Origin of the sequence: Kitasatospora sp. NBC_00458 (assembly GCF_036013975.1) — a bacterium.
In the GTDB taxonomy this organism is placed as follows: domain Bacteria; phylum Actinomycetota; class Actinomycetes; order Streptomycetales; family Streptomycetaceae; genus Kitasatospora.
The window spans coordinates 4,891,243-4,912,047 of the sequence record NZ_CP107904.1 but is presented as its reverse complement, the minus strand read 5'-3'; the positions used below and the strand labels follow the sequence as shown (position 1 = coordinate 4,912,047).

Annotated in this window: 14 protein-coding genes; 10 read left to right on the top strand and 4 right to left on the bottom strand. The window is 72.8% G+C overall.

Going from position 1 to position 20,805, the window contains the following annotated elements:
• Positions 1 to 38 precede the first annotated feature (38 nt).
• The 4 genes from OG550_RS20415 to OG550_RS20400 form a co-directional block, all read right to left on the bottom strand.
• The gene (locus OG550_RS20415) at positions 39 to 2,450 is read right to left on the bottom strand and encodes a glycoside hydrolase family 65 protein (protein WP_327679594.1); all 2,412 of its coding nucleotides are present in this window, start codon (positions 2,448 to 2,450) and stop codon (positions 39 to 41) included.
• Entirely contained in the window at positions 2,447 to 3,196 is a 750-nt protein-coding gene (locus tag OG550_RS20410) for an HAD family hydrolase (RefSeq protein WP_327679591.1), read from the bottom strand. The genes OG550_RS20415 and OG550_RS20410 overlap by 4 nt, the downstream gene beginning before the upstream one ends.
• 103 nt (positions 3,197 to 3,299) lie before the next feature.
• Positions 3,300 to 4,085 (bottom strand): VOC family protein, encoded by a 786-nt coding sequence (locus OG550_RS20405; RefSeq protein ID WP_327679589.1) that lies wholly within the window; start codon positions 4,083 to 4,085, stop codon positions 3,300 to 3,302.
• Between the two features lie 227 nt (positions 4,086 to 4,312).
• The gene (locus OG550_RS20400) at positions 4,313 to 6,094 is read right to left on the bottom strand and encodes an LCP family protein (protein ID WP_327679588.1); all 1,782 of its coding nucleotides are present in this window, start codon (positions 6,092 to 6,094) and stop codon (positions 4,313 to 4,315) included.
• A gap of 939 nt (positions 6,095 to 7,033) precedes the next feature.
• Here OG550_RS20400 and OG550_RS20395 point away from each other — a divergent pair.
• The 10 genes from OG550_RS20395 (at position 7,034) to OG550_RS20350 (ending at position 20,611) form a co-directional block, all read left to right on the top strand.
• Positions 7,034 to 7,303 carry a hypothetical protein gene (locus tag OG550_RS20395; RefSeq protein ID WP_442906033.1) on the top strand — a complete coding sequence of 90 codons (270 nt, stop codon included), beginning with the start codon at positions 7,034 to 7,036 and terminating at the stop codon, positions 7,301 to 7,303.
• Between the two features lie 96 nt (positions 7,304 to 7,399).
• Positions 7,400 to 8,755: a type VII secretion integral membrane protein EccD gene (eccD, locus tag OG550_RS20390; protein WP_327679584.1), complete on the top strand. Its 1,356-nt coding sequence runs from the start codon at positions 7,400 to 7,402 to the stop codon at positions 8,753 to 8,755.
• A gap of 83 nt (positions 8,756 to 8,838) precedes the next feature.
• Positions 8,839 to 9,993, top strand: coding sequence for a MinD/ParA family protein (locus tag OG550_RS20385; RefSeq protein ID WP_327679582.1), 1,155 nt, complete (start codon positions 8,839 to 8,841; stop codon positions 9,991 to 9,993).
• Between the two features lie 2 nt (positions 9,994 to 9,995).
• Positions 9,996 to 13,970 (top strand): type VII secretion protein EccCa, encoded by a 3,975-nt coding sequence (gene eccCa, locus OG550_RS20380; protein WP_327679581.1) that lies wholly within the window; start codon positions 9,996 to 9,998, stop codon positions 13,968 to 13,970.
• Positions 13,971 to 14,041: 71 nt separating this feature from the next.
• The gene (locus OG550_RS20375; protein WP_327679579.1) at positions 14,042 to 15,460 is read left to right on the top strand and encodes a DUF6177 family protein; all 1,419 of its coding nucleotides are present in this window, start codon (positions 14,042 to 14,044) and stop codon (positions 15,458 to 15,460) included.
• Between the two features lie 129 nt (positions 15,461 to 15,589).
• Complete coding sequence (locus OG550_RS20370) at positions 15,590 to 15,925, top strand: hypothetical protein (RefSeq protein WP_327679577.1); 336 nt, start codon at positions 15,590 to 15,592, stop codon at positions 15,923 to 15,925.
• Positions 15,926 to 16,050: 125 nt separating this feature from the next.
• A complete protein-coding gene (locus OG550_RS20365; protein WP_327679575.1) occupies positions 16,051 to 16,362 on the top strand; it encodes a pore-forming ESAT-6 family protein in 312 nt (103 codons plus the stop codon).
• 57 nt (positions 16,363 to 16,419) lie between these two features.
• Positions 16,420 to 16,848, top strand: coding sequence for a DUF6507 family protein (locus OG550_RS20360; protein WP_327679573.1), 429 nt, complete (start codon positions 16,420 to 16,422; stop codon positions 16,846 to 16,848).
• Positions 16,845 to 19,751, top strand: a complete 2,907-nt coding sequence (locus tag OG550_RS20355) for a hypothetical protein (RefSeq protein ID WP_327679571.1) — start codon at positions 16,845 to 16,847, stop codon at positions 19,749 to 19,751. Before OG550_RS20360 ends, OG550_RS20355 begins: the two co-directional genes overlap by 4 nt.
• The gene (locus tag OG550_RS20350) at positions 19,748 to 20,611 is read left to right on the top strand and encodes an immunity 49 family protein (protein ID WP_327679569.1); all 864 of its coding nucleotides are present in this window, start codon (positions 19,748 to 19,750) and stop codon (positions 20,609 to 20,611) included. Before OG550_RS20355 ends, OG550_RS20350 begins: the two co-directional genes overlap by 4 nt.
• The last annotated feature ends 194 nt before the right edge of the window (positions 20,612 to 20,805 follow it).

Genomic DNA, 20,805 nt, shown 5'->3' with positions numbered 1-20,805 from the left:
GAGCGGGCCCGGACGGGTGAACCGCCCCCGCCGCCCCGCTACTCCGCCGCCAGGTGCTCCGGCCCCGGGCCGACCCGCCCGCCCGCCACGCCCGCCTGCGGCTGGCGCCGGGCCGGTTCGCGGCCGGGCGGCTGGCTGCACCGCTCCTGGGCGGGCGGGGTGGTGGTCGGCAGCGAGACCGGCTCGTCGGCCTTCACCTGCACCGGCACGCCGTCGTGCCGCAGGTGGATCACCTCGCCGCGGCGCAGCGTGTACGTGGTCTCGTCGTGGCCGATCCGGACGCCCAGCAGCCGGCCGCGGACCAGCAGCGAGAAGCTGAGCCGCATCAGCCCGGTGGGCAGCCGGGGGCGGAACGACAGCGTCTCGGCGTGGTCGCGCAGGCCGCCGAAGCCGGCCACCAGGGCGACGCAGGCCCCGGCCAGCGAGGCCATGTGCAGTCCGTCCCGGGTGTTGCCGCCGAGGTCGTGCAGGTCCATCAGGGCGGCTTCGGCGGTGTAGTCGTACGCGAGGTCGAGCTGGCCGACCTCGGCGGCGATCACCGCCTGGGTGCAGGCGGAGAGCGAGGAGTCGCGGACGGTCAGCCGCTCGTAGTAGGCGAAGTTGCGGGCCTTCTGCTCGTCGGTGAAGGCGTCGCCGCGGACCTGCATGGCGAGCACCAGGTCGGCCTGTTTGACGACCTGCTTCCGGTAGAGGTCGAAGTACGGGTAGTGCAGCAGCAGCGGGTAGTTCTGCTGCGGGGTGTTCTCGAAGTCCCAGAGCTGGTGGTCGGTGAAGCCGTCGGCCTGCGGGTGGACGCCGAGGGTCTCGTCGTAGGGGACGAACATCGCGGCGGCGGCGTCCCGCCAGGCGGCGGTCTCCTCGGTGTCGACGCCGAGCTCCGCGGCCTCGCGCGGGTGCCGGGCGGCGGCCTCGGCGGCGGCGCGCAGGTTGGTCTGCGCCATCAGGTTGGTGAACACGTTGTTGTCGGCGACGGCGCTGTACTCGTCCGGCCCGGTGACGCCCTCGATGCGGAACTTGCCGACCGCGTCGTGGTGGCCCAGCGAGCGCCACATCCGGGCCGTCTCGACCAGCAGTTCCAGCCCGTACTCGCGCTCGAACCCGACGTCCCTGGTGGCCCGGACGTAGCGGGCGACGGCGGCCGCGATGTCCGCGCCGATGTGGAACGCGGCGGTGCCGGCCGGCCAGTAGCCCGAGCACTCCTCGCCGCGGATCGTCCGCCACGGGAACACCGCTCCGGCCAGGCCGAGTTGGACCGCCCGCTCGCGGGCCATCGGCAGCGTGGTGTGCCGCCAGCGCAGCGCCTGGTTGACGGCGGACGGCAGGCAGTAGGTGAGCACCGGCAGGACGAAGGTCTCGGTGTCCCAGAAGCTGTGCCCGTCGTAGCCCGGGCCGGTCAGCCCCTTGGCGGGGATGGCGCGCTCCTCGCTCCGGGCACCGGCCTGGAGGACGTGGAAGACGGCGAACCGGACGGCCTGCTGGAGTTCGACGTCGCCCTCGATCTCGATGTCGCTGGTATCCCAGAACTCCTTCAGGAACTCGGCCTGTTCGGCCACCAGACCGTCCCAGCCGGTGTACCGGGCGGCGGTCAGGGCGGCCTCCACCTGGTCGCGGACGGCGGGCAGCGAGCGGGTCGCCGACCAGCCGTAGGACATGAACTTCACCAGCCGCAGCCGCTCCCCGGGCCGCAGCACGGTGGTGACGCTGATCCGGCAGTGGTCGGCCTCGGACTCGGCCACGGTGTCCAGCCGGTCCGGGCCCTCGATGACGTGGTCCATCCCGGCCGCGACCCGGATGCCGCTGTACCGGGTGCGGTGCACCAGGACGGCCTTGGTGCCGCCCGCGTGGCTCACCTCGGCGAGCAGCGGCGCCTCCAGCACGGCGGCGGCCCGCGGGTCCCCCTCGGGGCCGCCGGGCAGCTGCTCGTTGGCGACCAGCTCGGACTGCAGGACGATCCGCACCGGGCCGTCCACCGCCTCGACGGTGTACTCGACGGCGGCGATCGCCCGCTGGGTGAGCGAGACCAGCCGGGTGGAGCCGACCCTGATCGTCCGCCCGGCCGGGGAGGTCCACTCGGCGGAGCGCCGCAGCAGCCCCTCCCGGAAGTCCAGCCAGCGCCGGTGGCTGAGGAGTTCGCCGTACCGGAGGTCGAACGGCTCGTCGTCCACCAGCAGGCGGATGATCTTTCCGTTGGTCACGTTGATGACGCTCTGGCTGGACTCCGGGTAGCCGTACCCGCCCTCCCCGTAGGGCAGCGGACGGAGTTCGAAGACACCGTTCAGGTAGGTGCCGGGCAGGCCGTGCGGCTCGCCCTCGTCCAGGTTGGCGCGCAGGCCGATGTGGCCGTTGGAGAGCGCGAAGACGGACTCGGCGCGGGCCATCGAGGTCAGGTCGAGGCCCTGTTCGGCGATCTGCCACGGGTCGACGACGAAGGACGGTTCCTGGCCGGTCATGCCGTCTCCCCCGGGATCAGTTCGGCGAGGTCCCGGACCACCACGGTGGCCCCGTCGCGGCGCAGTTCCTCGGCCTGGCCGGTGCGGTCCACCCCGACCACCGCGCCGAAGCCGCCGGCCCGGCCGGAGGCCACCCCGGCCAGCGCGTCCTCGAAGACCGCGGCGTGCGCGGGCTCCACGCCCAGCGCCCGGGCGGCGGCCAGGTAGGTGTCCGGCGCGGGCTTGCCCGGCAGGCCCTCGCGTCCGGCGACGACGCCGTCCACGACGACGTCGAAGAACGCCTCGATGCCGGCGGCGCGCAGCACGTCCCGGCAGTTGGCGCTCGACGAGACGACCGCCGTGGGCAGCCCGAGCGCGCGCAGCCGGCGCACGTACGCGACCGAGCCCTCGTACGGGCGCACGCCCTGCTCGCGGATCATCCGCAGCACGGTGTCGTTCTTGGCGCGGGCGACGCCGTGCACGGTGCGGCCGCCCGGCGGGTCGGCGTCGGTGCCCTCGGGCAGGTCGACGCCGCGGCTGTGCAGGAAGGCCCGGGTGCCGTCGAGTCTCGGGCGGCCGTCCACGTGGGCGTCGTAGTCGGCGACGGCGTCGAAGGGGACGAACGGCCCTCCGGTGCGGGCCGATTCGGCGCGCAGGAAGGTGTCGAAGGTGTCCTTCCAGGCCGCGGCGTGCACCGTGGCGGTCTGGGTGAGCACCCCGTCGAGGTCGAAGAGGAAAGCGCGGATGTCGTCCGGTAGCCCCAGCATGGGTGCAGTCTTACCCGCCGACGCGCGCCGCACCGCCCATTCCGGCGGCGCGTCGCGGGAACGGGCGGCTTCCGTCCCGTGCGGGTCGGTCGGGGCGGGTCGGTCAGGGCGAGTCGGGCGTGGCGGTCAGCGCGAAGACGGCGCCCTGCGGGTCCTGGACCACCGCCATCCGCCCGGCCTGCATGTCGAACGGCGGCTGGATCACCGACCCGCCGGCCTTGACCAGGGCGTCCACCGTCGAGTCGGTGTCGTCCACCGAGAAGTACGCCATCCAGTGCGGGGGCGTGCCGGGCGCCAGGTACCCGGCGACCGGCTGCATGCCGCCCACCGTGTGGTCGCCGACGTTCAGCGAGTAGAACCCCTCCATGCCCTGGATGGTCCCCGGGCGCAGCCCCAGCGCCTGCTGGTAGAAGCGGCCGGCCGTCTCGGTGTCGGTCGTGTTGAGCTCGTTCCAGACCAGCGCGCCGGGCTCGTTGACGACGCCCGCGCCGATGAACTCCAGCTTCTGCCAGACCCCGAAGACCGCGCCGGTCGGATCGGCGGCGACCAGCATCCGTCCGGTGTCGCCGACCTCCATCACCGGGTACAGGATCGTGCCGCCCGCCCCGGTGATCGCCCGGCCGGTCGCGTCCGCGTCGTCCGAGGCCAGGTAGGTGGTCCAGCCCACCGGCGGCAGCGGCTGGCCCTCGGGGGCCGACCGGGCCATGATCCCGGCGACCGGCCTGCCGTTCAGCGAGCACACGGAGTAGCCGCCGAACTCGGGCGGACCGACCTCGCCCTGCCAGCCGAACAGGTCGCGGTAGAAGTCGAGCGCGGCCTGCTGGTCGCTCGCCATCAGGTCCACCCAACACGGGGTGCCGGGCTTGTACGGTGCGGTGACTACGGGCATTCCTGGGCCTCCCAAGCGATGGTCCTCCGCCGCGGCCGCCCGGGACGCCGCGGCCGTGGTCCGGCCGCGCGGCCGAAGGGCCGTACAGGCCCACGATCGCCGTGCCCCCGCGATCCCGCCACCGGACGCCGCCCCGGCGGGCGACCGCACACCGGGCGTGCCGGGGCGGTCACCCGGCCCCCGTCGCCCGGCTCCTGCCACCCGGCACCCGTCACCCGGCCCTCCGGTCAGCCGCCGGAACCGTAGATGGTCTTGTCGCAGATGTCGTCGTCCGCCGACCGGGTCTCGTTGGTGACGCTGGTGGGCAGCGGGTCCGGCACGGCGGGGGCGGACGGCACGGCCGAGGCACCCGCGCCCGCGCCGGGCGGAGTGGTGCCCGTCGCGCCGCCGTCGGCCGCGGCGAAGTCCTTGCCCAGGATCACCGTGATCCCCGCGGTCTTCCCGGCCTCGACGGTCGCGCCCGGGAAGAGTGCGGCGACCTTCTCCGCGTTCGCCTTCTGCCCGGCGCCGTACTCGATCATCGTGGTCGCGTACTTGGTGGTGGCCGCCGTGCCCATCTTGGTGGCGGCGAACTTGGCCGCCTTCAGCTGCTCGGCCGCCTTGCCGTCCAGACCGCGGGAGGTGGTGCCGTTGTAGACGCCCACCTTGATGCTCTGGTTGGCGGTGTCGGAGGCGGTGGTCGCGGGCGCGGCGGGGGTGGTCGGCGCGGCGGGGGTGGTCGGCGCGGCGGCGGCCTCCGGGGGCTGCTCGCCGACGGCGTTCTGGCCGTCGAGGGTGCGGTCGGCCTTGAGCGTCGCCCAGAGCTTGTCGGCGTCCTCCTTCACGATGTCGAGGTCCACGTCCTGCTTGCGGAAGCGCCAGGGCACGGTGACGAACTTGAGGTCGTGCATGTCGATGTTCTTGAGCGAGAGACCGAAGGACATCAGCTTGTCGACCGAGTCGAGCCCCTCGTCGACGGTCAGCGACTTGGTGGCGGCGTCGGCGAGCGGCAGCAGGTTGGTGGGGTTGAGACCCTGCTTCTTGATCTTCGAGGAGAGCGAGCTGAGGAAGGCCTGCTGGCGCTTCATCCGGCCGATGTCGGAGCCGTCGCCCAGGCCGTGGCGAAGCCGCACGTAGTCGAGTGCCTGCTGGCCCTGGACCTTCTGCGACCCCTTCTTCAGGATCACCTCGCCCTTCTTGGGCAGGTCCTGGTCGAGGTCCTTCTCGTAGACGTCCTCCGGCAGGCAGACATCGACGCCGTCGACCGCCTTGGTCATCGCGGCGAACCCCTGGAAGTCCACCATGATGGTGTGGTTGATGAAGATGCCGGTGAGCTTCTCGACGGCGTTCTGGGTGCAGGCCGGGTTGCCGTCGTCCGTTCCACCGGTCGAGAAGGCCTCGTTGAAGAGTGTGGTCCGCTCCTTGGACCACTGGCCGTTCGGCAGCTTGCACTTGGGCAGCGCGACGACGGCGTTGCGCGGTATGGAGATGCCCACCGCGTGCTTGTGATCGGCGTAGACGTGCAGCAGGATCGTGGTGTCGGAGCGGGCACCGCCGTCCTTGCCGCCGCCCAGGTCGGAGTTGTTCTTGCCGCGGCTGTCGGAGCCGATCAGCAGGATGTTGACCGGCTTGTTCCCGTTGGCGTCCGCCGGCGCCTCGGCCGGGCGCTCGGCGGCGACACCGTCCTTGCCGAAGGACTTGATGTTGCCGTTGAGCTTCCAGTAGATCGCGCCGCCGGTGCCGGCCATCAGCACCAGCGCGCCGGCCGCCGACCAGGCCGCGATCTTCTTGACGTTGCGTTCGGGCTTCCGCCCGCGGCCTGCGGCGCGTCGGCCGGAGGGCTTGGCGCGTGTGCCCCGGCCGCCCCGCGACTGCGCCGCGCGACGTGCCTCGGACCTGCCGCCCTCGCGGGGCGGGGGCACCGCGGCGCCGCCGGCGCCCGGTCGGCCGCCGGTCGGCTCCCCGCCCGTCCCGCTCCCCGGACGCGGCTGAGCCGCGTGGAGCCCGCCCTCTCCCTGCCGACCTTCCACCCGTGCACTCCTCACTTGCCGAACAGCCTGCCCAGGCCCGGCCTGGGGAGCAGCTGCCGCAGGTCTCGCACGACACGCCCACTTCGGAGACGACCGGAGTGGCGACGAGGTTGCACCGGAAGCACGTTTCCGTGGCATGGATCACACAATCGGAGTGATTCCCCCTGCAACTCTCCTTCAGGGGTGCCGCATTCGGGAACCCGCGCGAGGAGTCACCGATGCCGCCGCCGAGTTGTGCGGCCGCACGGGAAATCCGGGCGCGCGGAGCCGTTGTTCGGGCTCCGCGCGCCCGGCTCGCCCGCCCCGGCCCGCGGTCGGCCCGTCCGCCTCCGCGGCGCCGGTGCTCCGGAATCCCCAGGAGGGGCGGTACTGGAGGAAGTCGAAACACTGCGACGCGTTGTCGTTCTTCAATCGGTCGTCGAAATCGGCTCCGGTCAGGCGCTTGATGTACTGGTTGGGGCCGGTGCCGTCCGAGTCGAAGTGGAGGCGGAAGTCCCGACCGCCGCCCGTCGGGAAGTGCCCGATCAGCCCCGAGGAGAATACGAGGGATATTCCGGGCAGGAGCTCACCCGGGTGCGGGAATCGATCGACACCACGCTCGGGAACGCGGCGGCGGCACCGCTGGAACGAGGGGGCCGCCCCGACGGAGCCGCGCCTCCCCGGACGCGCCGCCACCGTGACCGCGGACTCCGGATGTGACGGACCCCGAACCCCGGTGGAGGTCGTGTGTGCGGGGGGTCTGCGGTTCGTGCTTCCGCCCCGCCGCGCACGGTCGCCCGGCGCCGGAGTACGCACGGTGTCCGCACGCCGCCGGGGGTGTCCAGTGACGGGTGCATGCTTTATGTTGCACAGGCAGCACACGGGGGAGACGGCAGGCGGCAAATGGCACGGGACTACGACAGTCAGCTCCTGGAGTCCGTGGCGGTACGACGCCGCAGGATGCGGGACTCACTGCTGTTCGGCGCGGATCGGGTGCGCCGCGCGGCGGACGAACGGCTCGGGAAGGTGTTCGCCGGGATCGCCATCGCGGCCGTCCTGTGCGCGGGATGCGTCGGCTGGTCCTTCCTCCAGACGACGCTGGCGAAGCAGAAGGCGGAGCAGGAGAAGCAGCAGCAGCGCCAGGTGCAGCCCTACACGGGGCCGTCCGGATCACCGCTCCCGGCTCCGCCGGCGGACCCCGCGCAGTCACCCCGACCGAGCGGACCGTAGGAGCCCCGGGCGCCCCCGGGCGCCCCGGACGCAGCAGCACTGGACCGAGAGACTGGACCGAGAGGTCGAGAACGGCGCGATGATAGGTTCCGACAAGTGGTGAGCACAGCAACGACTTCCCCGGCACGGCAGAGCAGGGTGACCCTGATCGGGGAGCGGCGCCAGGCCGACGTGGTCCTGCCCGCCGACACCCCGATCGGGATGCTGCTCCCGGACATCCTGCAGCTGCTCGACGACCGGACCGCGTCCCGGCCCATGGCGCGTCAGCTGATGACGCCGGACGGCTCCGCGCTGCCGCACGACAGCACCCTGGAGTCGGCGGGCGTGGCCGACGGCGCCGTCCTCCGCCTGGTGCGGACCCACTCCGCGCCGCCCGCCCCGGTCGTCCACGACGTGATCGACCTGGTCGCCGACGACCTCAACCTCCAGGCCTGGCGCTGGCGCCCGGCCGCCCGGAGGGGCAGCGCGGGCGTCGCGACCGTCGCCTTCGCCGTCACCGCCGCCCTGCTCGCCCGGCGCGAGTTCGCCCTCGACGCGCTCGCCGGGGTGCTGCTGGGCCTCGCGGCCGCCCTGGCCGCCGTCGGAGCCCTCGTCTCCCGGGTCGGGAAGGGCAACCGGGTCCTGGCCACCGCGCTCCTGCTCGCCTCGGGCGGACTCGGCGTCCTCGGCGCATGGGCGGCCGCCGACGCCTTCGGCTGGCCCCCGAGCGCACGGCTGGCCGCCGTCGCGGGCGCGCTGACCGTGACGGTCGCCCTGCTCGGCGTCCTCTCCCCGCTCGGCCGCGGCGGCCTGATCGGCGCCGTCGCCGTCGCCGTCGTCACCGCCGTGTGGGAGGCCGTCGCCGCCGTCCAGACCGACCCGGCCCGGATCGGCGCCGTGATGGCGGTGTTCTCCGTGGTGCTGCTCGGACTCCTACCGCGCCTCGCGCTGATGGGCTCGGGCCTCACCGCCCTCGACGACCGCCGCTCCGGCGGAGCGTCCGTCAGCCGCCACGAGGTGGGCAACGCACTCGCCGCCACCCACCGCGGGCTCGCGCTCGCGACCATCGCGACCGCGGTCTCGGCCGCCGGCGCGGGCTGGCTCCTCACCCTGGCCGACGACCCCGACGGGTGGACCGTGGCGCTGCCGGCGCTGGTCGCCGTGGTGCTGCTGTCCCGGGCCCGGGCCTTCCCGCTGGTCGCCGAGGTGGTGGCGCTGCTCACCGCCGCCGGGGTCCTCGTGGTGCGCCTGGTGCTGCTGTGGATGCGGCACGACGGGGGCGCCGGGGCGCTGGCGGTGCTGTGCGCCGCCGCGCTGCTGCCGCTGCTGGTCCTCGCGGTCCAGCCGCCCGAGCACACCCAGGTCCGGCTGCGGCGCCTGGCCGACCTCGTCGAGTCCGTCGGCATGGTCGGGCTCTTCCCGCTGGCCGTCGGGGTGTTCGGGGTGTACGGGCAGCTGCTCGACAAGTTCTGAACCGGCCTCCGGGTCGGTTTCCGAGTCAACGCACAGGAGCTCCGGGCGGGGCGGTACGTGGAGTGGAAGGGGCAGGGGCAGACATGCCGAACGGCGACAACTGGCAGGGCGACGTCCTGCGCGATCTGAGGGCCCCGACGCCCGACCCGACCCAGGCGCAGGCCCTGGACCAGGCCCAGGCCGCCGCCGCGCAGGCCTTCGCCCAGTCGCTCACCGCCCCGGCGGACGGGGCCGGGCAGGCCCACGGGCAGGTCCCGCCGCAGGCCGCCGGGCAGCCCGCCGACCACGGCCCGCCACCGCCGGCCGTGGCACCCCGCTCCCCCGACGCCCGCCCCACCGTCGACCGGAACCTGGCCGCCCTCGCCCGCAAGCCCCGCAGCGGGGAGCCCTTCGCGACCCGCGCCGTCCGCGCCGTCTGGAAGAACGTCTCCAAGTCCGCCGCCCGCGAGGTCGCCGAGGCCACCCGCACCGCCGAGATCCTCCAGCAGCCGGTCACCACCGGCCGGCAGATCGCCGTCACCTCCATCCGCGGCGGCGCCGGCAAGTCCACCGTCGCGGCCCTGCTCGGCACCACGTACGCCCACTACCGCAAGGACCCGGTCCTCTTCGTCGAGGCCGACCCGGCGCTCGGCTCGCTGCCCGTCAAGCTCGGCGCCGAGACCGTCCGGTGGACCACCAGCGACGTCGCCGACATCGTCAAGCCGCAGATGTCGCTGCTCGACGTCACCGGCTACCTCGTCCAGCTCCGCAACAACTCCTGGCTGCTGCCCGGCAGCCAGGGCCAGATCGGCGCGATGCTGGACGCCCGCGGCTACCAGCGGGTGATGGTCGCCCTGCGCCGCTACTTCGGCATCACCGTCGTCGACTGCCAGACGCTGCCCGCCGAGGTCGCCCGGGTCGCGCTCTCCGCCTCCCAGGCCCGCGTGCTGACCACCCCCGCGACCCTCGACGGCGTCGCCAGCACTCACGAGGTCCTCCAGTGGATGCGCGGCCTGCCGCCGCACGTCATCGCCGGCACCGTCGTCGTGCTCACCGAGCAGACCCCGCACCCGGGCCTGGACCTCGACGCCGCGGTGCGCACCCTCCGCTCCACCGGGACACCCGTCCACGTCCTGCCGTACGACCGCCACCTCGCGGCCGGCGGCGCCATCCGCACCGACCTGCTCACCCGGGCGACCAGGACGACCGCCACCCGGCTCGCCGCCGACGTCTTCCAGCTCTCCCAGAAGCGCCACTGACGATGAGTACCCGACTGATCCACCGCCCGGCCAGGACGGTCCGGCCGCCGGCCGCCCCCGAGGCCCGCACCATCGAGGCACCGCCCAACCTCCCCGAGGGGAAGGCCGGCAACATCGCGATGTCACTGCTGCCGGTGGCCGGCGTGATGTCCTCGGTCGTGATGATGACGATGGTCCGCAACAGCCAGTTCGCCGCCCTCGGCGCCCTGGTCCTCGTCGTCACCGTGATCGGCTCCCTCGGCCTGGTCTTCTCCCAGCGCGGCAAGGCCCAGCGCACCCGCCGCACCCAGCGCGAGGCCTACCTCTCCTACCTGGAGGACCTCCGCGAGGAGCTCTCCGCCGAGGAGCGCACCCTCGGCGAGCACGCCGGCGTCCTCAACCCGCCGCCGCCCGCCCTGTACGACATCGTCCGCGACCCGGCCCGGCTGTGGGAGCGCCGCCGCGTCGACGGCGACTTCCTGCGGGTCCGCGTCGGCACCGGCGAGATGCCCGTCCGCGACCTGCGGATCGGCCAGCAGAGCTCGTCCGTCCTCACCCCGCCGGACCGCTTCATGCTCAACGAGGCCTCCGCGCTCACCACCCGCTTCCGCACCGGCACCGAACTCCCGCTCACCGTCCCGCTCGACCGCGTCGGCGACATCAGCGTCGTCGGCCCCCGCGAGGACTGCCTGCGGGTCGCCCGCGCCCTGCTCGTCCAGACCGCCGCCCTGCACGCGCCCGACGACGTGACCGTCGCGCTCGCCGTGCCCGGCGACCGGCTCGCCGACTGGGAGTGGGCCAAGTGGATGCCCCACCTGCTCGACACCGAACAGCTCGACGGCCCCGTCGCCGCCCGCCGCATCGCCCCCTCCGTGGCCCAGCTCGCCCACCAGCTCGGCCCCGAACTGCGCCGCCGCGCCTCCTACGCGGCCGAGGTGCGCCGCGGCCTGTCCGGCCGGGACGCGCTGGCCATGACCTCCCGGCTGCTCGTCGTCGCCGACGGGCACGGCGAGGACGCCGTCGACCTGCCGCTCCCCGACGAGGCGGTCGGACTGCGCGAGATGGGCGTCACCGTCCTGCACCTGCTCGAACAGCGGATCCAGGAACCCGGGCAGATCGGCCTGCGGATCACCGTCGACGGCGACCGGGTGTACATCGAGGACCTGCGCGAGGAGCAGCCGATCAGCGCCCACGGCACCGTGGACGAGGTCGGCGTCCCCTTCGCCGAGGGCCTCGCCCGGATGCTCGCCCCGCTGCGGCTCTCCGCGGAGTCGCTCGTCGACGCCCCGCTGTCCGGCCCCGTCGACTTCGCCGACCTGCTCGGCATCGACGACGTCGCCCGCCTCGACCTCGACCGGCTGTGGGCGCCGCGCGGCGAACGCGCCTTCCTCCGCGTCCCCATCGGCATCAGCGACTCCCGCGAACCCGTCCTGCTCGACCTGAAGGAGTCCTCCGAGCTCGGCATGGGCCCGCACGGCCTCTGCGTCGGCGCCACCGGCTCCGGCAAGTCCGAGCTGCTCCGCACCCTGGTGCTCGCCCTGGTCGCCACGCACCCGCCGGAGGACCTCGCCCTGGTCCTGGTCGACTACAAGGGCGGTGCGACCTTCGCCCCGTTCGCGCAGCTGCCGCACGTCGCCGGCGTCATCACCAACCTGGAGAACCAGGCCGGCCTGGTCGAGCGCGTCCACGCCTCGCTCGCGGGCGAGGTCAAGCGCCGCCAGCAGGTCCTCAAGGACGCGGGGAACGTCGCCGACATCGGCGCCTACGCCGCGCTGCGCGCCGAGCGTCGGCCCGACCTCGACCCGCTGCCGCACCTGTTCATCGTCATCGACGAGTTCGGCGAACTCCTCACCGCCAAGCCCGACTTCATCGACCTCTTCCTGTCGATCGGCCGGATCGGCCGCTCCATCGGCGTGCACCTGCTGCTGTCCAGCCAGCGCATCGAGGGCGGCAACCTGAAGGGCCTGGACACCTACCTGTCCTACCGGCTGGGCCTGCGGACCTTCTCCGCCGACGAGTCCCGCACCGTCCTGGACACCACGGACGCCTTCCACCTCCCGCCGCTGCCCGGCTTCGGCTACCTCAAGGTCGACACCAGCCACTACGAGCGCTTCAAGGCCAGCTACGTCTCCGGCGGCTACCGGGGCCCGGTGAAGCGCGCCGAGGAGGAGGGGAGCGGACCGCTCGCCCTGGAGTACCCGGCCTTCAACAGCCTCTCCAAGGCCGCCGAGCACGGCCCGCAGGAGCCGACCGGCCGCCGCCGCGAGACCGGCCCGACCGAACTCGGCGTCATCGTCGGACAGCTGGAGCACGCCGCCGCCCAGGCCCGGCAGATCTGGCTGCCGCCGCTGCCCCCCGCCGTCCCGCTCGACGCCGTCGCCGGCCCGCTGGACGTCGGCCCGCGCGGCATGCAGCTCACCCGGCGGCGCGGCCGGCTCCAGGTGCCGCTCGGCCTGCTCGACGACCCGGCGAAGCAGTGGCAGGGCGAGTGGTTCCTCGACCTCACCGTGGCGGGCGGCCACGCCGCCGTCATCGGCGGCCCGCAGTCCGGCAAGACCACGCTGCTGCGCACCCTGGTCCTGTCCCTCGCCCTGACCCACACCCCGCAGGAGGTCGGCGTCTACGGCCTCGACCTGGTCGGCGGCGGCCTCCAGGCCCTCTCCGGGCTGCCGCACGTCGGCGGCATCGCCGGCCGCGCCGACCGCGAACGGGCGGCCCGCACCGTCGAGGAGGTGCGGACCATGCTCACCACCCGGGAGAACGTCTTCCGGGACCACACCATCGACTCCGTCGAGCAGCTGCGCACCCTGCACGCGGCCGGCCGGCTGCCCCAGCTGGCCTCCGCCGAGATCGTCCTCGTCATCGACGGCTTCGGCGCGCTGCGCGACGACTTCGAGGACCTGGACGACGCCGTCGTCGACGTCCTCAAGCGCGGCGGCGGCTACGGCATCCACGTCGTGGCCGGCATGCTCCGCTGGAACGACGTGCGCATCGCCACCCAGTCGAACTTCGGCACCCGCGTGGAACTGCGGCTCAACGACCCCACCGAGACCAGCATCGACCGCAAGCTCGCCGCGACCCTCTCCGCCGACGAGCCCGGCCGCGTCCTGACCGACGGCCGGCTCTTCGCCCAGGCCGCCCTGCCCCGGACCGACGGGATCGCCGACACCGCGGAGCTGGGCACCGTGCTGGAGCAGACGGCCCGCACCGTCCGCGCCACCTGGAGCGGCGAAGTGGCCCAGCCGGTACGGGTGCTGCCGCACGTCCTCGAACCGCACCTGCTCCCCGGGCCGGTCGCCGAGCCGAAGCGGGTGCCGATCGGCCTCGACCAGGCGGCGCTGGAGCCCGTCGTGCTCGACCTCTTCCGGCACGACCAGCACCTGCTGGTGATGGGCGACAGCGAGTGCGGGAAGAGCAACCTGCTGAAGACCCTCGCCCGCGGCCTGATCGAGCGGTACGGCGAGGACGAGCTGGTCTTCGCCGTCATGGACCCGCGGCGCAGCCTGCGCGGCGTGATCCCGGAGGAGTACAGCGGCGGCTACGCCTACAACGCCCGGATGTGCGCGGGCCTGGCCGCCGGCGTCTCCACCGAGCTGGAGCGGCGGCTGCCCGACGAGAACGCGCCGCTGGACGCCCTGGAGTCCGGCGGCTGGGGCGGCGGCCCGCGGATCGTGGTGCTCGTCGACGACTACGACGTGCTCACCACGGCCGGCCAGAGCCCGCTCGAACCGTTCCTGCCCTACCTGCCCTCGGCCGCCGACATCGGGCTGCACTTCGTGCTGACCCGCCGGGTCGCCGGCGCCTCGCGCGGCATGTACGAGCCGCTGGTGCAGGCCCTGCGCGAGTCGGGGGCGACGGCCGTGGTGATGGCGGGCGACCGCGGCGAGGGCCAGCTGTTCCCCGGGGTGTACGCCTCCCAGCAGCCCGCGGGCCGCGGGGTGCTGGTCCGGCGGGGCCAGGAGAACCGCCTGATCCAGACCGTCCGCACCCCCGACTAGCGCCACCGCCGCCCGGTCCCCGATCCCGTCCCCGCACCGCCGCCGTCCACCCCGAAGGACCTCACGACCCCATGACCAAGGACGTCATCACCCTCACCCCGCGGATGCCCGACCCGTGGAGCGTGCTCGCCGGCCTGCTCTCCGGCGGCCCCGACAAACTGGTGGACACGACGGGCGAGGACGCGGTCATCCAGCTCTGCGACGAGCAGGGCCGGCCGCTGCTCTCCGTCGAGGCGCCGCTGCTGGTGCAGGTCCGGGGCGAGGCCGAGCGGCTGCTCGGCGCGGACCCGCCGCGGGTCCCGTTCTGGTGGACCGAGGCCCGTGCCACCACCGGCGTCCCGGACGCGGAGCGGCTCGCCGGCACCTTCGCGGCCCGGCTCGCCTCGCTGTCCGGGGGCAGCGCCTGGCCGCCGCAGGACGCCCGGTCGACGGCCGTGGTGGAGACCGCGGGCCTGAGCGCGGCCCCGGCGCCCGCCGCGGCCCAGCCCGCCGTCGACGTGCTGACCGACAAGGTCGCCGTCGTCATCATGGACCGCCCGGTGGTCGCGATGACCGCCTGGCTCTCCGACGCCTTCCGGGCCGCCGCCGCCAGCAGCCGGGGGCTGCAGATCGTCACCCCGGCCGGGACGACGCTCTCCCCCGCGGTGCTCGCGAGCCTGCCCGGCTGGCCGTCCCGCTGGGTCGTCCAGGACGAGCGGGACGGCTACTACGACGGGCTCTCAGGAGCCGTACTGCGCTGGCAGGAGGGCATGTTCGCGACCGTGGTCCCGGCGGGCGCGACGGCCGACGACCCGCGCACCCCGGTGGCGGCCGCGTACCAGGAGGTCACGGCCTCCGCCGAACGGCAGCTGGCGGTCACCTTCCGGACGGTCCACCCCGCGGACGACCGGCTGGTCCTCGGCGGCGCCCTGGAGACGGTCTGGCGGGAGCTCACCGGGGAGCCCCCGGCCGGCTGGGGCACCGCCGAACCCGCCAACCTGCCGTGGTCGCTCGGGCGGTTGACCGACCTCGCGCACGCCCGGGCGCCCGAGCCGACCTGGTTCGTGGTCGTCGGCAGCCCGGAGCGGCCGGGCATCGCCACCCTGAAGGTCACCCGGACCAAGGCGGGCGTCGAGGAGGACGTGACCCTGGCGTTCGGCTACGGCGCCGACGAGGAGCCGCCGCTGGACGCGCTGCCGGGGCTCGCCGAGGCCCTGGTGACCCGGCACCGGCTCCAGTCGATGCTCCTCCAACTGCGCAGGGCCCGGCGGGACCTGGCCGTTCCGCCGCGCTTCGAGGGGCCGGGGGTCCCGCTGGCCTTCGTGCTCGGCGCGGAGGAGGTCCGGGCGATGCCGGACGACCGCGCCCGCCGCACGCCGCTGGCGCAGCAGCCGGTGCCGCTCGGCCCGAAGACCCGCTCCGCCTACTACTACCCGCTGCCCGGGGACCCGTCGGACCTCTCGGGCTGGACCGACTTCGAGCGGCTGATGAGGCATTTGAAGGGCGCGTGAAGAATCATTCACCTTGTCATACGTTCGTCACGGTAACCCTCTACCGGCTTGCGCTGTCGGTATGACTTGATAGAACGTTGGTAGCAAGTTGGATAGACATTCATGCGGTCGAGCGGACGGGGGAGCGGTATGAAGTTCGACATGGGGACGCAGGCGCTGACGAAGCTGATGTCCGGGTCCCGGACGTCGAGCGGTGACCTGGGCACCCTGATCAAGCAGCTGGTGCAGGCCGCCCAGCCGCTGGAGGGCAAGTTCAACGGCCAGGGCAAGGTCGCCTTCGACTCGTTCAAGTCGCGGTCGGACGAGATCACGCAGGCGCTGAACGCCTCGCTGTCGGCCATCCTGGGCGGCCAGTCGGGCATGGAGCAGGCCTTCGGCTCCGGCGACCAGGAGCAGGGCCAGAACGCGAAGAAGCAGATGGCGTCGGCGAACTTCGACGCGGCCCGGTTCTCCGGCAGCCGCTGACGGTCGGGCGCAGGGCCTTCGTCGAGAGCCTTCGAAAGCCCTCGGAAGCCCTCGGAACCCTCCGGACCTTCGGAACCCTCCGGAGGCCTCGGAACCTTCGGATCCACAACGGGGAGTGATGTGTGATGGCCGGTGGCACGGACCGCCGTTCGTACGACTCGGGCGCCTCGACCGAGGCGCAGCGCAACATCCAGCTGGTCATCGGCCAGCTGGAGCAGGTGATCGCGGCGCGTGACGCGCAGGTCAAGGCCGCGATGGCGGACTTCACCGCCGACGGCGTGGCCGACGACTACCACGCCAAGGAACTCCGCTGGAAGAACGCCTCCCAGGAGGTGCGCAACATCATCCAGCTGCTCAAGACCACGCTGGAGCAGAACGACGGCACCGCGCAGCAGACGCTGGCGCGCGCGAAGGCGGCCGTCGCCAACATCGGCTGAGCAAGGCCCCGGCAGGAGCCGGGGAAGGTCTTTCGGTAGAACCAACGGGGGTCGTTGATGGCGTCTTGGGACATCAAGCCGCAGGGTGTGCAGGGTCAGTTGAAGACTGTCGGCGGGCACGCGGGTGATCTGGAGAAGGCTCTGAACACCCTGATGACGAACCTGTCCCAGGCCGCCCAGAACGCGGGCACCGCCGTGCCCGGTTCGCAGGCCGAGACGCGCCTCCAGGGGCCGGTTCCGGTCGGCGCACCGCCGCTGTCGCAGAAGGCGATGGGTCCGGTGGCGGCGGCGCTGAGCCAGTACCTGGAGGGCCGGAAGGCCGAGCTCAAGTCGATGTCGGAGCGGATCGAGGCGTGCATCCGCGGTGCGGTGACCGCCACCAACGAGTACATCGAGGGTGACCTGACCGCGGCCAAGCAGGCCCAGGACGCGGCGCGGGCCGTCAACCTGGAGGCCCTGCGCGGGCAGCCGGGGGGCAACAAGTGACGGACAACAAGCCGGTCAACCCGGGTGAGGTCCCGGTGTTCACCGGGAACCTCGCGCTGCTGGACGCCAACGTCAAGGCCATCTCCACCAGCGGCCCGGCGATCTCCACCGCGACCGGCAACATCCACACCAGCTTCGGCGGCCTGCGCGCCTTCTACCAGGCCCCCGAAGCCGAACAACTCTTCGCCACCACCAAACCCGTCGCCGACCTCGGCCTCAAACTCTCCACCGACCTGTGCACCATCGCCGGCGCCCTCGGCACCTACAGCCGCGACGCCGCCCCCATCGTCAAAAAACTCGAACACCTCAAACACGAAGCCGAGACCTTCCGCAACAAGGCCAACGCCGACGACAAATGGCGCGAGGACGGCGACCTCGTCGACGAGAACAACGACCGCCGCAACGAGATCGCCGAAGTCTGGACCCAGTTCCAAGCCGTCGAACGCGCCGCCCACGCCAAAATCGTCGCCCTCGTCGGCGGAACCCCCCTCAAAGTCAACGACGGCACCAACGCCAAGGACATGTACGGCTACGACGCCGAAGCGTTGAAGCAGTCCAAAACCCTCCCCTGGGGCGAAGCCGTCGAGGAATCCATCCCCTGGTGGCAGGTCTGGGAACACGCCTGGGAATTCGGCAAAGGCGTCATCGTCGACGGCGTCTGGGGCACCCTCGTCGGCCTCGGCACCCTCGTCGGCTTCCAAGGCTGGGACGCCGCCGGACAAGCCTGGACCGGCCTCGCCAAACTCGCCACCGGCCTCGCCATCACCGCCGTCCCCGGCGTCGGACCCCTCTTCCTCGCCGTCCCCGACGACAAACTCCCCTCCTGGCTACGCGACTCCCGCACCGCCATGAAGGAAACCGGCAAAGCCCTCCTCGCCTGGGACCAATGGGGCTCCAACCCCTCCCGCGCCGCCGGCGCCGTCACCTTCAACGTCCTCACCACCGTCTTCACCGGCGGCGCAGGCGGCGCCGCCTCCGGCGCCGGCAAAGCCGGCGCAGCCGCCAAGGCCATCTCCCTCGCCGGCAAAGCCGGCAAGGTCATCGACCCCATGACCTACCTCTTCAAGGGCGCCGGCGCCGGCATCGTCAAAGTCGGCGACGTCATGGCCGGCCTCAAAGGCCTCGGCAAGTTCGAAGTCCCCACCATCAACATCGACAAAGCCATCGCCCTGCCCGAAGGCGCCCTCAAACTCCCCGACGGCACCGTCCGCATCCCCAAGGGCCTCGCCGTCCCCGACGGCGCCTTCAAAGTCGGCGACGACACCGTCAAATTCCCCAAGAACACCACCACCCTGCCCACCGGCACCGTCAAACTCCCCGTCGACGGCCCACCCCGCTTCATGGACCCCAAGGGCAACATCTACGACGCCGGCGGCAACATCACCCAACACGCCGACGCCGCCAAACCCGACATCGTCGACACACCCGCCAAGAACCACACACCCCCCAAGACCCAACCCCCCGTCAAGGTCGACACCCGCGAGCTCGCCGGTGTCGGCGCCCGCGGCGGGGACGACGGCATCCGCCTCACCTCCGGCATCTCCGACCCCGTCCACGTCGGCGACCACGTCCCCACCGGACGGGTCGAGCCCGGCGACTTCCCGACCGGACGGGTCAACCCCGCGGACACCTTCCCCACCGGCCGCGTCAACCCGGGCGACAACCTCCCCGGCGGCCACGCCGGCCACGGCCCCACCAACGACCTCAACGCGCCGCGCGGCGGCAGCGGCGACGGCCCCGTCACCCCGGGCACCCACGGCGGCGACGGTCCGGGCACCGGCGGCTCGCACGGCAACGACGGGCCCGGCGGCGGCGGCTCGCACGGCAACGACGGACCCGGCGGCGGCGGCCACGACGTCCCGCCCGGCACCCGTCCGACCGCCCCGGGCCTGGACGCGCTCGACGGTCTCGCCCGCGGCCGCGAGGGCGGCGGTACGGGCGCGGCCGGCACGGCCGACAACGCGGCCGGCGCCGGCGACAACGCCGCGACCCCGCGCCAGCCCGTGCCCCGCCCGGCGCACATGCTCGACGGCCCGAACCCGTACGGGGAGCGCGGCCGGCTCGACAAGGGCCAGATCGAGGAGATCCAGGTCTACCGGGCGAACGAGGAACCCGGCTACTTCGAGGACCACTACAACATCCTCGGCCGCCGCCTGAGCGGAAAGCCGATCGACGAGAGCGGGTTCCCGCCGCCGCAGCTCACCAGGCTGTCGGAGGACGCCCCTTGGATCCGCGCGAAGGACGCCCCCGAGGCTCCGGACCCGCACTACCTCGACCCTGACTACGTCCCGCTGGGCCCGGACAAGGTCACGGATCCGGTCCGGCTCAAGATCCTCGACGACCTCGCGCTGAAGCAGCAGAACGCCATCAAATGGGACAATCTCGTCGAGGACTGGATGAACCGCACCGGTCATCCGGACTCCAAGGGCGTCTACCGGGCATCCCACACCGAGATGGGGGGCGCGACCGAAGCCTTCGGCGAGGGCGCCGCCCAGCACCACTACGTCGCCGAGCACTACAAGGGCTTCGAGAGCCAGCCTCTCCTCGGCCCGAAGAGTGGCGCCGACCAGTTCGACCAGGTGTGGGTCCACGAGGACGGCCGCGTCCTGGTCATCGAAGCCAAGAGCAGCCCCAAGACGGATCTCGGCAAGCGCGACCTCCCGTCTCCCTCCGGCATGCCGGGCGTCAAGGGCCAGGCCGTTTCCCAGGGAAGCCGCGAGTACTTCCTCGACATCCTGCGGGAGATGAACAAGCGCGGTGAGACCGTGCTCGCGGAGAAGATCCGCGTGGCACTCAGGGACGGCAAGCTCGACTACGTCGTCGTCAAGGGCGGCGAGAACACCGGTAGCTACAATGGCCTTCTGTACCGGAGGTTCGACATCAGCAAGGGGACCCTTCCGTGACCGTGACCGTTGCCCGGCATCTGGTGCCCCGCCCCGACGCCCAGGAACTCGCCGACCGGATCAGCACGCAGGTCGCCCGGTACGTCGACGAGCTCGAAACCTCGGCCGACATGATCGACTATGCGTTCAGCAACGCCGTCCTCGCGCTCCAGGCCCACATCGCGGCCGATCCGGAGGGGAGCCGGCTGCAGACCTGGGAAGCCGCCGTCACCGCGATGCAGATCGGCGACGCCCTGTTCGCCGCGACCGGGGCGGAGGAGGGTGGCACCGTCTCGTGCTTCGTGCTCGACAAGGAGCGCACCATCCCGGCGATCGGGCTGCGGAAGTTCGCCAACGCCGGGAACTGGTTCAGCGCGTTCTGGCTGGCCGTCATCTGCCGTGATCGGCAGCGGATGACCCGGCTCGCCGAGATCCCGCTGGAGCGGCTGCGCGCGGCCGAGAGCGCCTACGACGAGTTCGTCTTCCACTGGGTCGACGTCCAGCAGACCTACTGGCTCCAGCGCGACGACCTGGTCGAGAAGCTGACCGCCGCCTTCGAGACCTCCACCCCCGAAGCCTCGCCGAACACCCCGGTCGACGCGCTGCAGGGGATCATGTACCCCCCGCTCAACGTGTTCTACAACTTCGTGCGCGGACGCCAGGACGAGTTCGGCCCCGCTCTCGCCAAGGCCCTCGAACTCCACAAGGCCTACTGGACCCTGGACGAGGACCGCGCCACCGACATCGACGGCGCCCTCCCCCTCGGCCCGTTCGCCATGGCCTGCCTCGCCTACGACGGCAGGTTCCCCATCGACGTCGAGTCCGGCTACCTCCCCAAGTACATCCTCGACCGCTTCTGGGTCGGCGAATTCCCCACCTGATCCCGGTGGAAGCCGTGACCGGGACGGGGCTCGGTGGAGGGTCTGCCGGTACCAGATGAAGGGGGCGGCCCGGGAGTCGGCGACGGGCTGCCGGTCGGCGGCGTCGCGGGCACCGACCACCAGGTCGGGCGGCTGCTGGAGGCCGCCCGACCTTCAGGGCCTCGGCCGGGGTGGCCGCTCCGACTGCTGCGTCG

Excerpts from the sequence above, each read along its gene's own strand:
- OG550_RS20415 (WP_327679594.1), bottom strand. The coding sequence starts at position 2,450 with ATGACCGGCCAGGAACCGTCCTTCGTCGTCGACCCGTGGCAGATCGCC.
- OG550_RS20410 (WP_327679591.1), bottom strand. The coding sequence starts at position 3,196 with ATGCTGGGGCTACCGGACGACATCCGCGCTTTCCTCTTCGACCTCGAC.
- OG550_RS20405 (WP_327679589.1), bottom strand. The coding sequence starts at position 4,085 with ATGCCCGTAGTCACCGCACCGTACAAGCCCGGCACCCCGTGTTGGGTG.
- OG550_RS20395 (WP_442906033.1), top strand. The coding sequence starts at position 7,034 with ATGCGGGACTCACTGCTGTTCGGCGCGGATCGGGTGCGCCGCGCGGCG.
- OG550_RS20385 (WP_327679582.1), top strand. The coding sequence starts at position 8,839 with ATGCCGAACGGCGACAACTGGCAGGGCGACGTCCTGCGCGATCTGAGG.
- eccCa (WP_327679581.1), top strand. The coding sequence starts at position 9,996 with ATGAGTACCCGACTGATCCACCGCCCGGCCAGGACGGTCCGGCCGCCG.
- OG550_RS20375 (WP_327679579.1), top strand. The coding sequence starts at position 14,042 with ATGACCAAGGACGTCATCACCCTCACCCCGCGGATGCCCGACCCGTGG.
- OG550_RS20370 (WP_327679577.1), top strand. The coding sequence starts at position 15,590 with ATGAAGTTCGACATGGGGACGCAGGCGCTGACGAAGCTGATGTCCGGG.
- OG550_RS20365 (WP_327679575.1), top strand. The coding sequence starts at position 16,051 with ATGGCCGGTGGCACGGACCGCCGTTCGTACGACTCGGGCGCCTCGACC.
- OG550_RS20360 (WP_327679573.1), top strand. The coding sequence starts at position 16,420 with ATGGCGTCTTGGGACATCAAGCCGCAGGGTGTGCAGGGTCAGTTGAAG.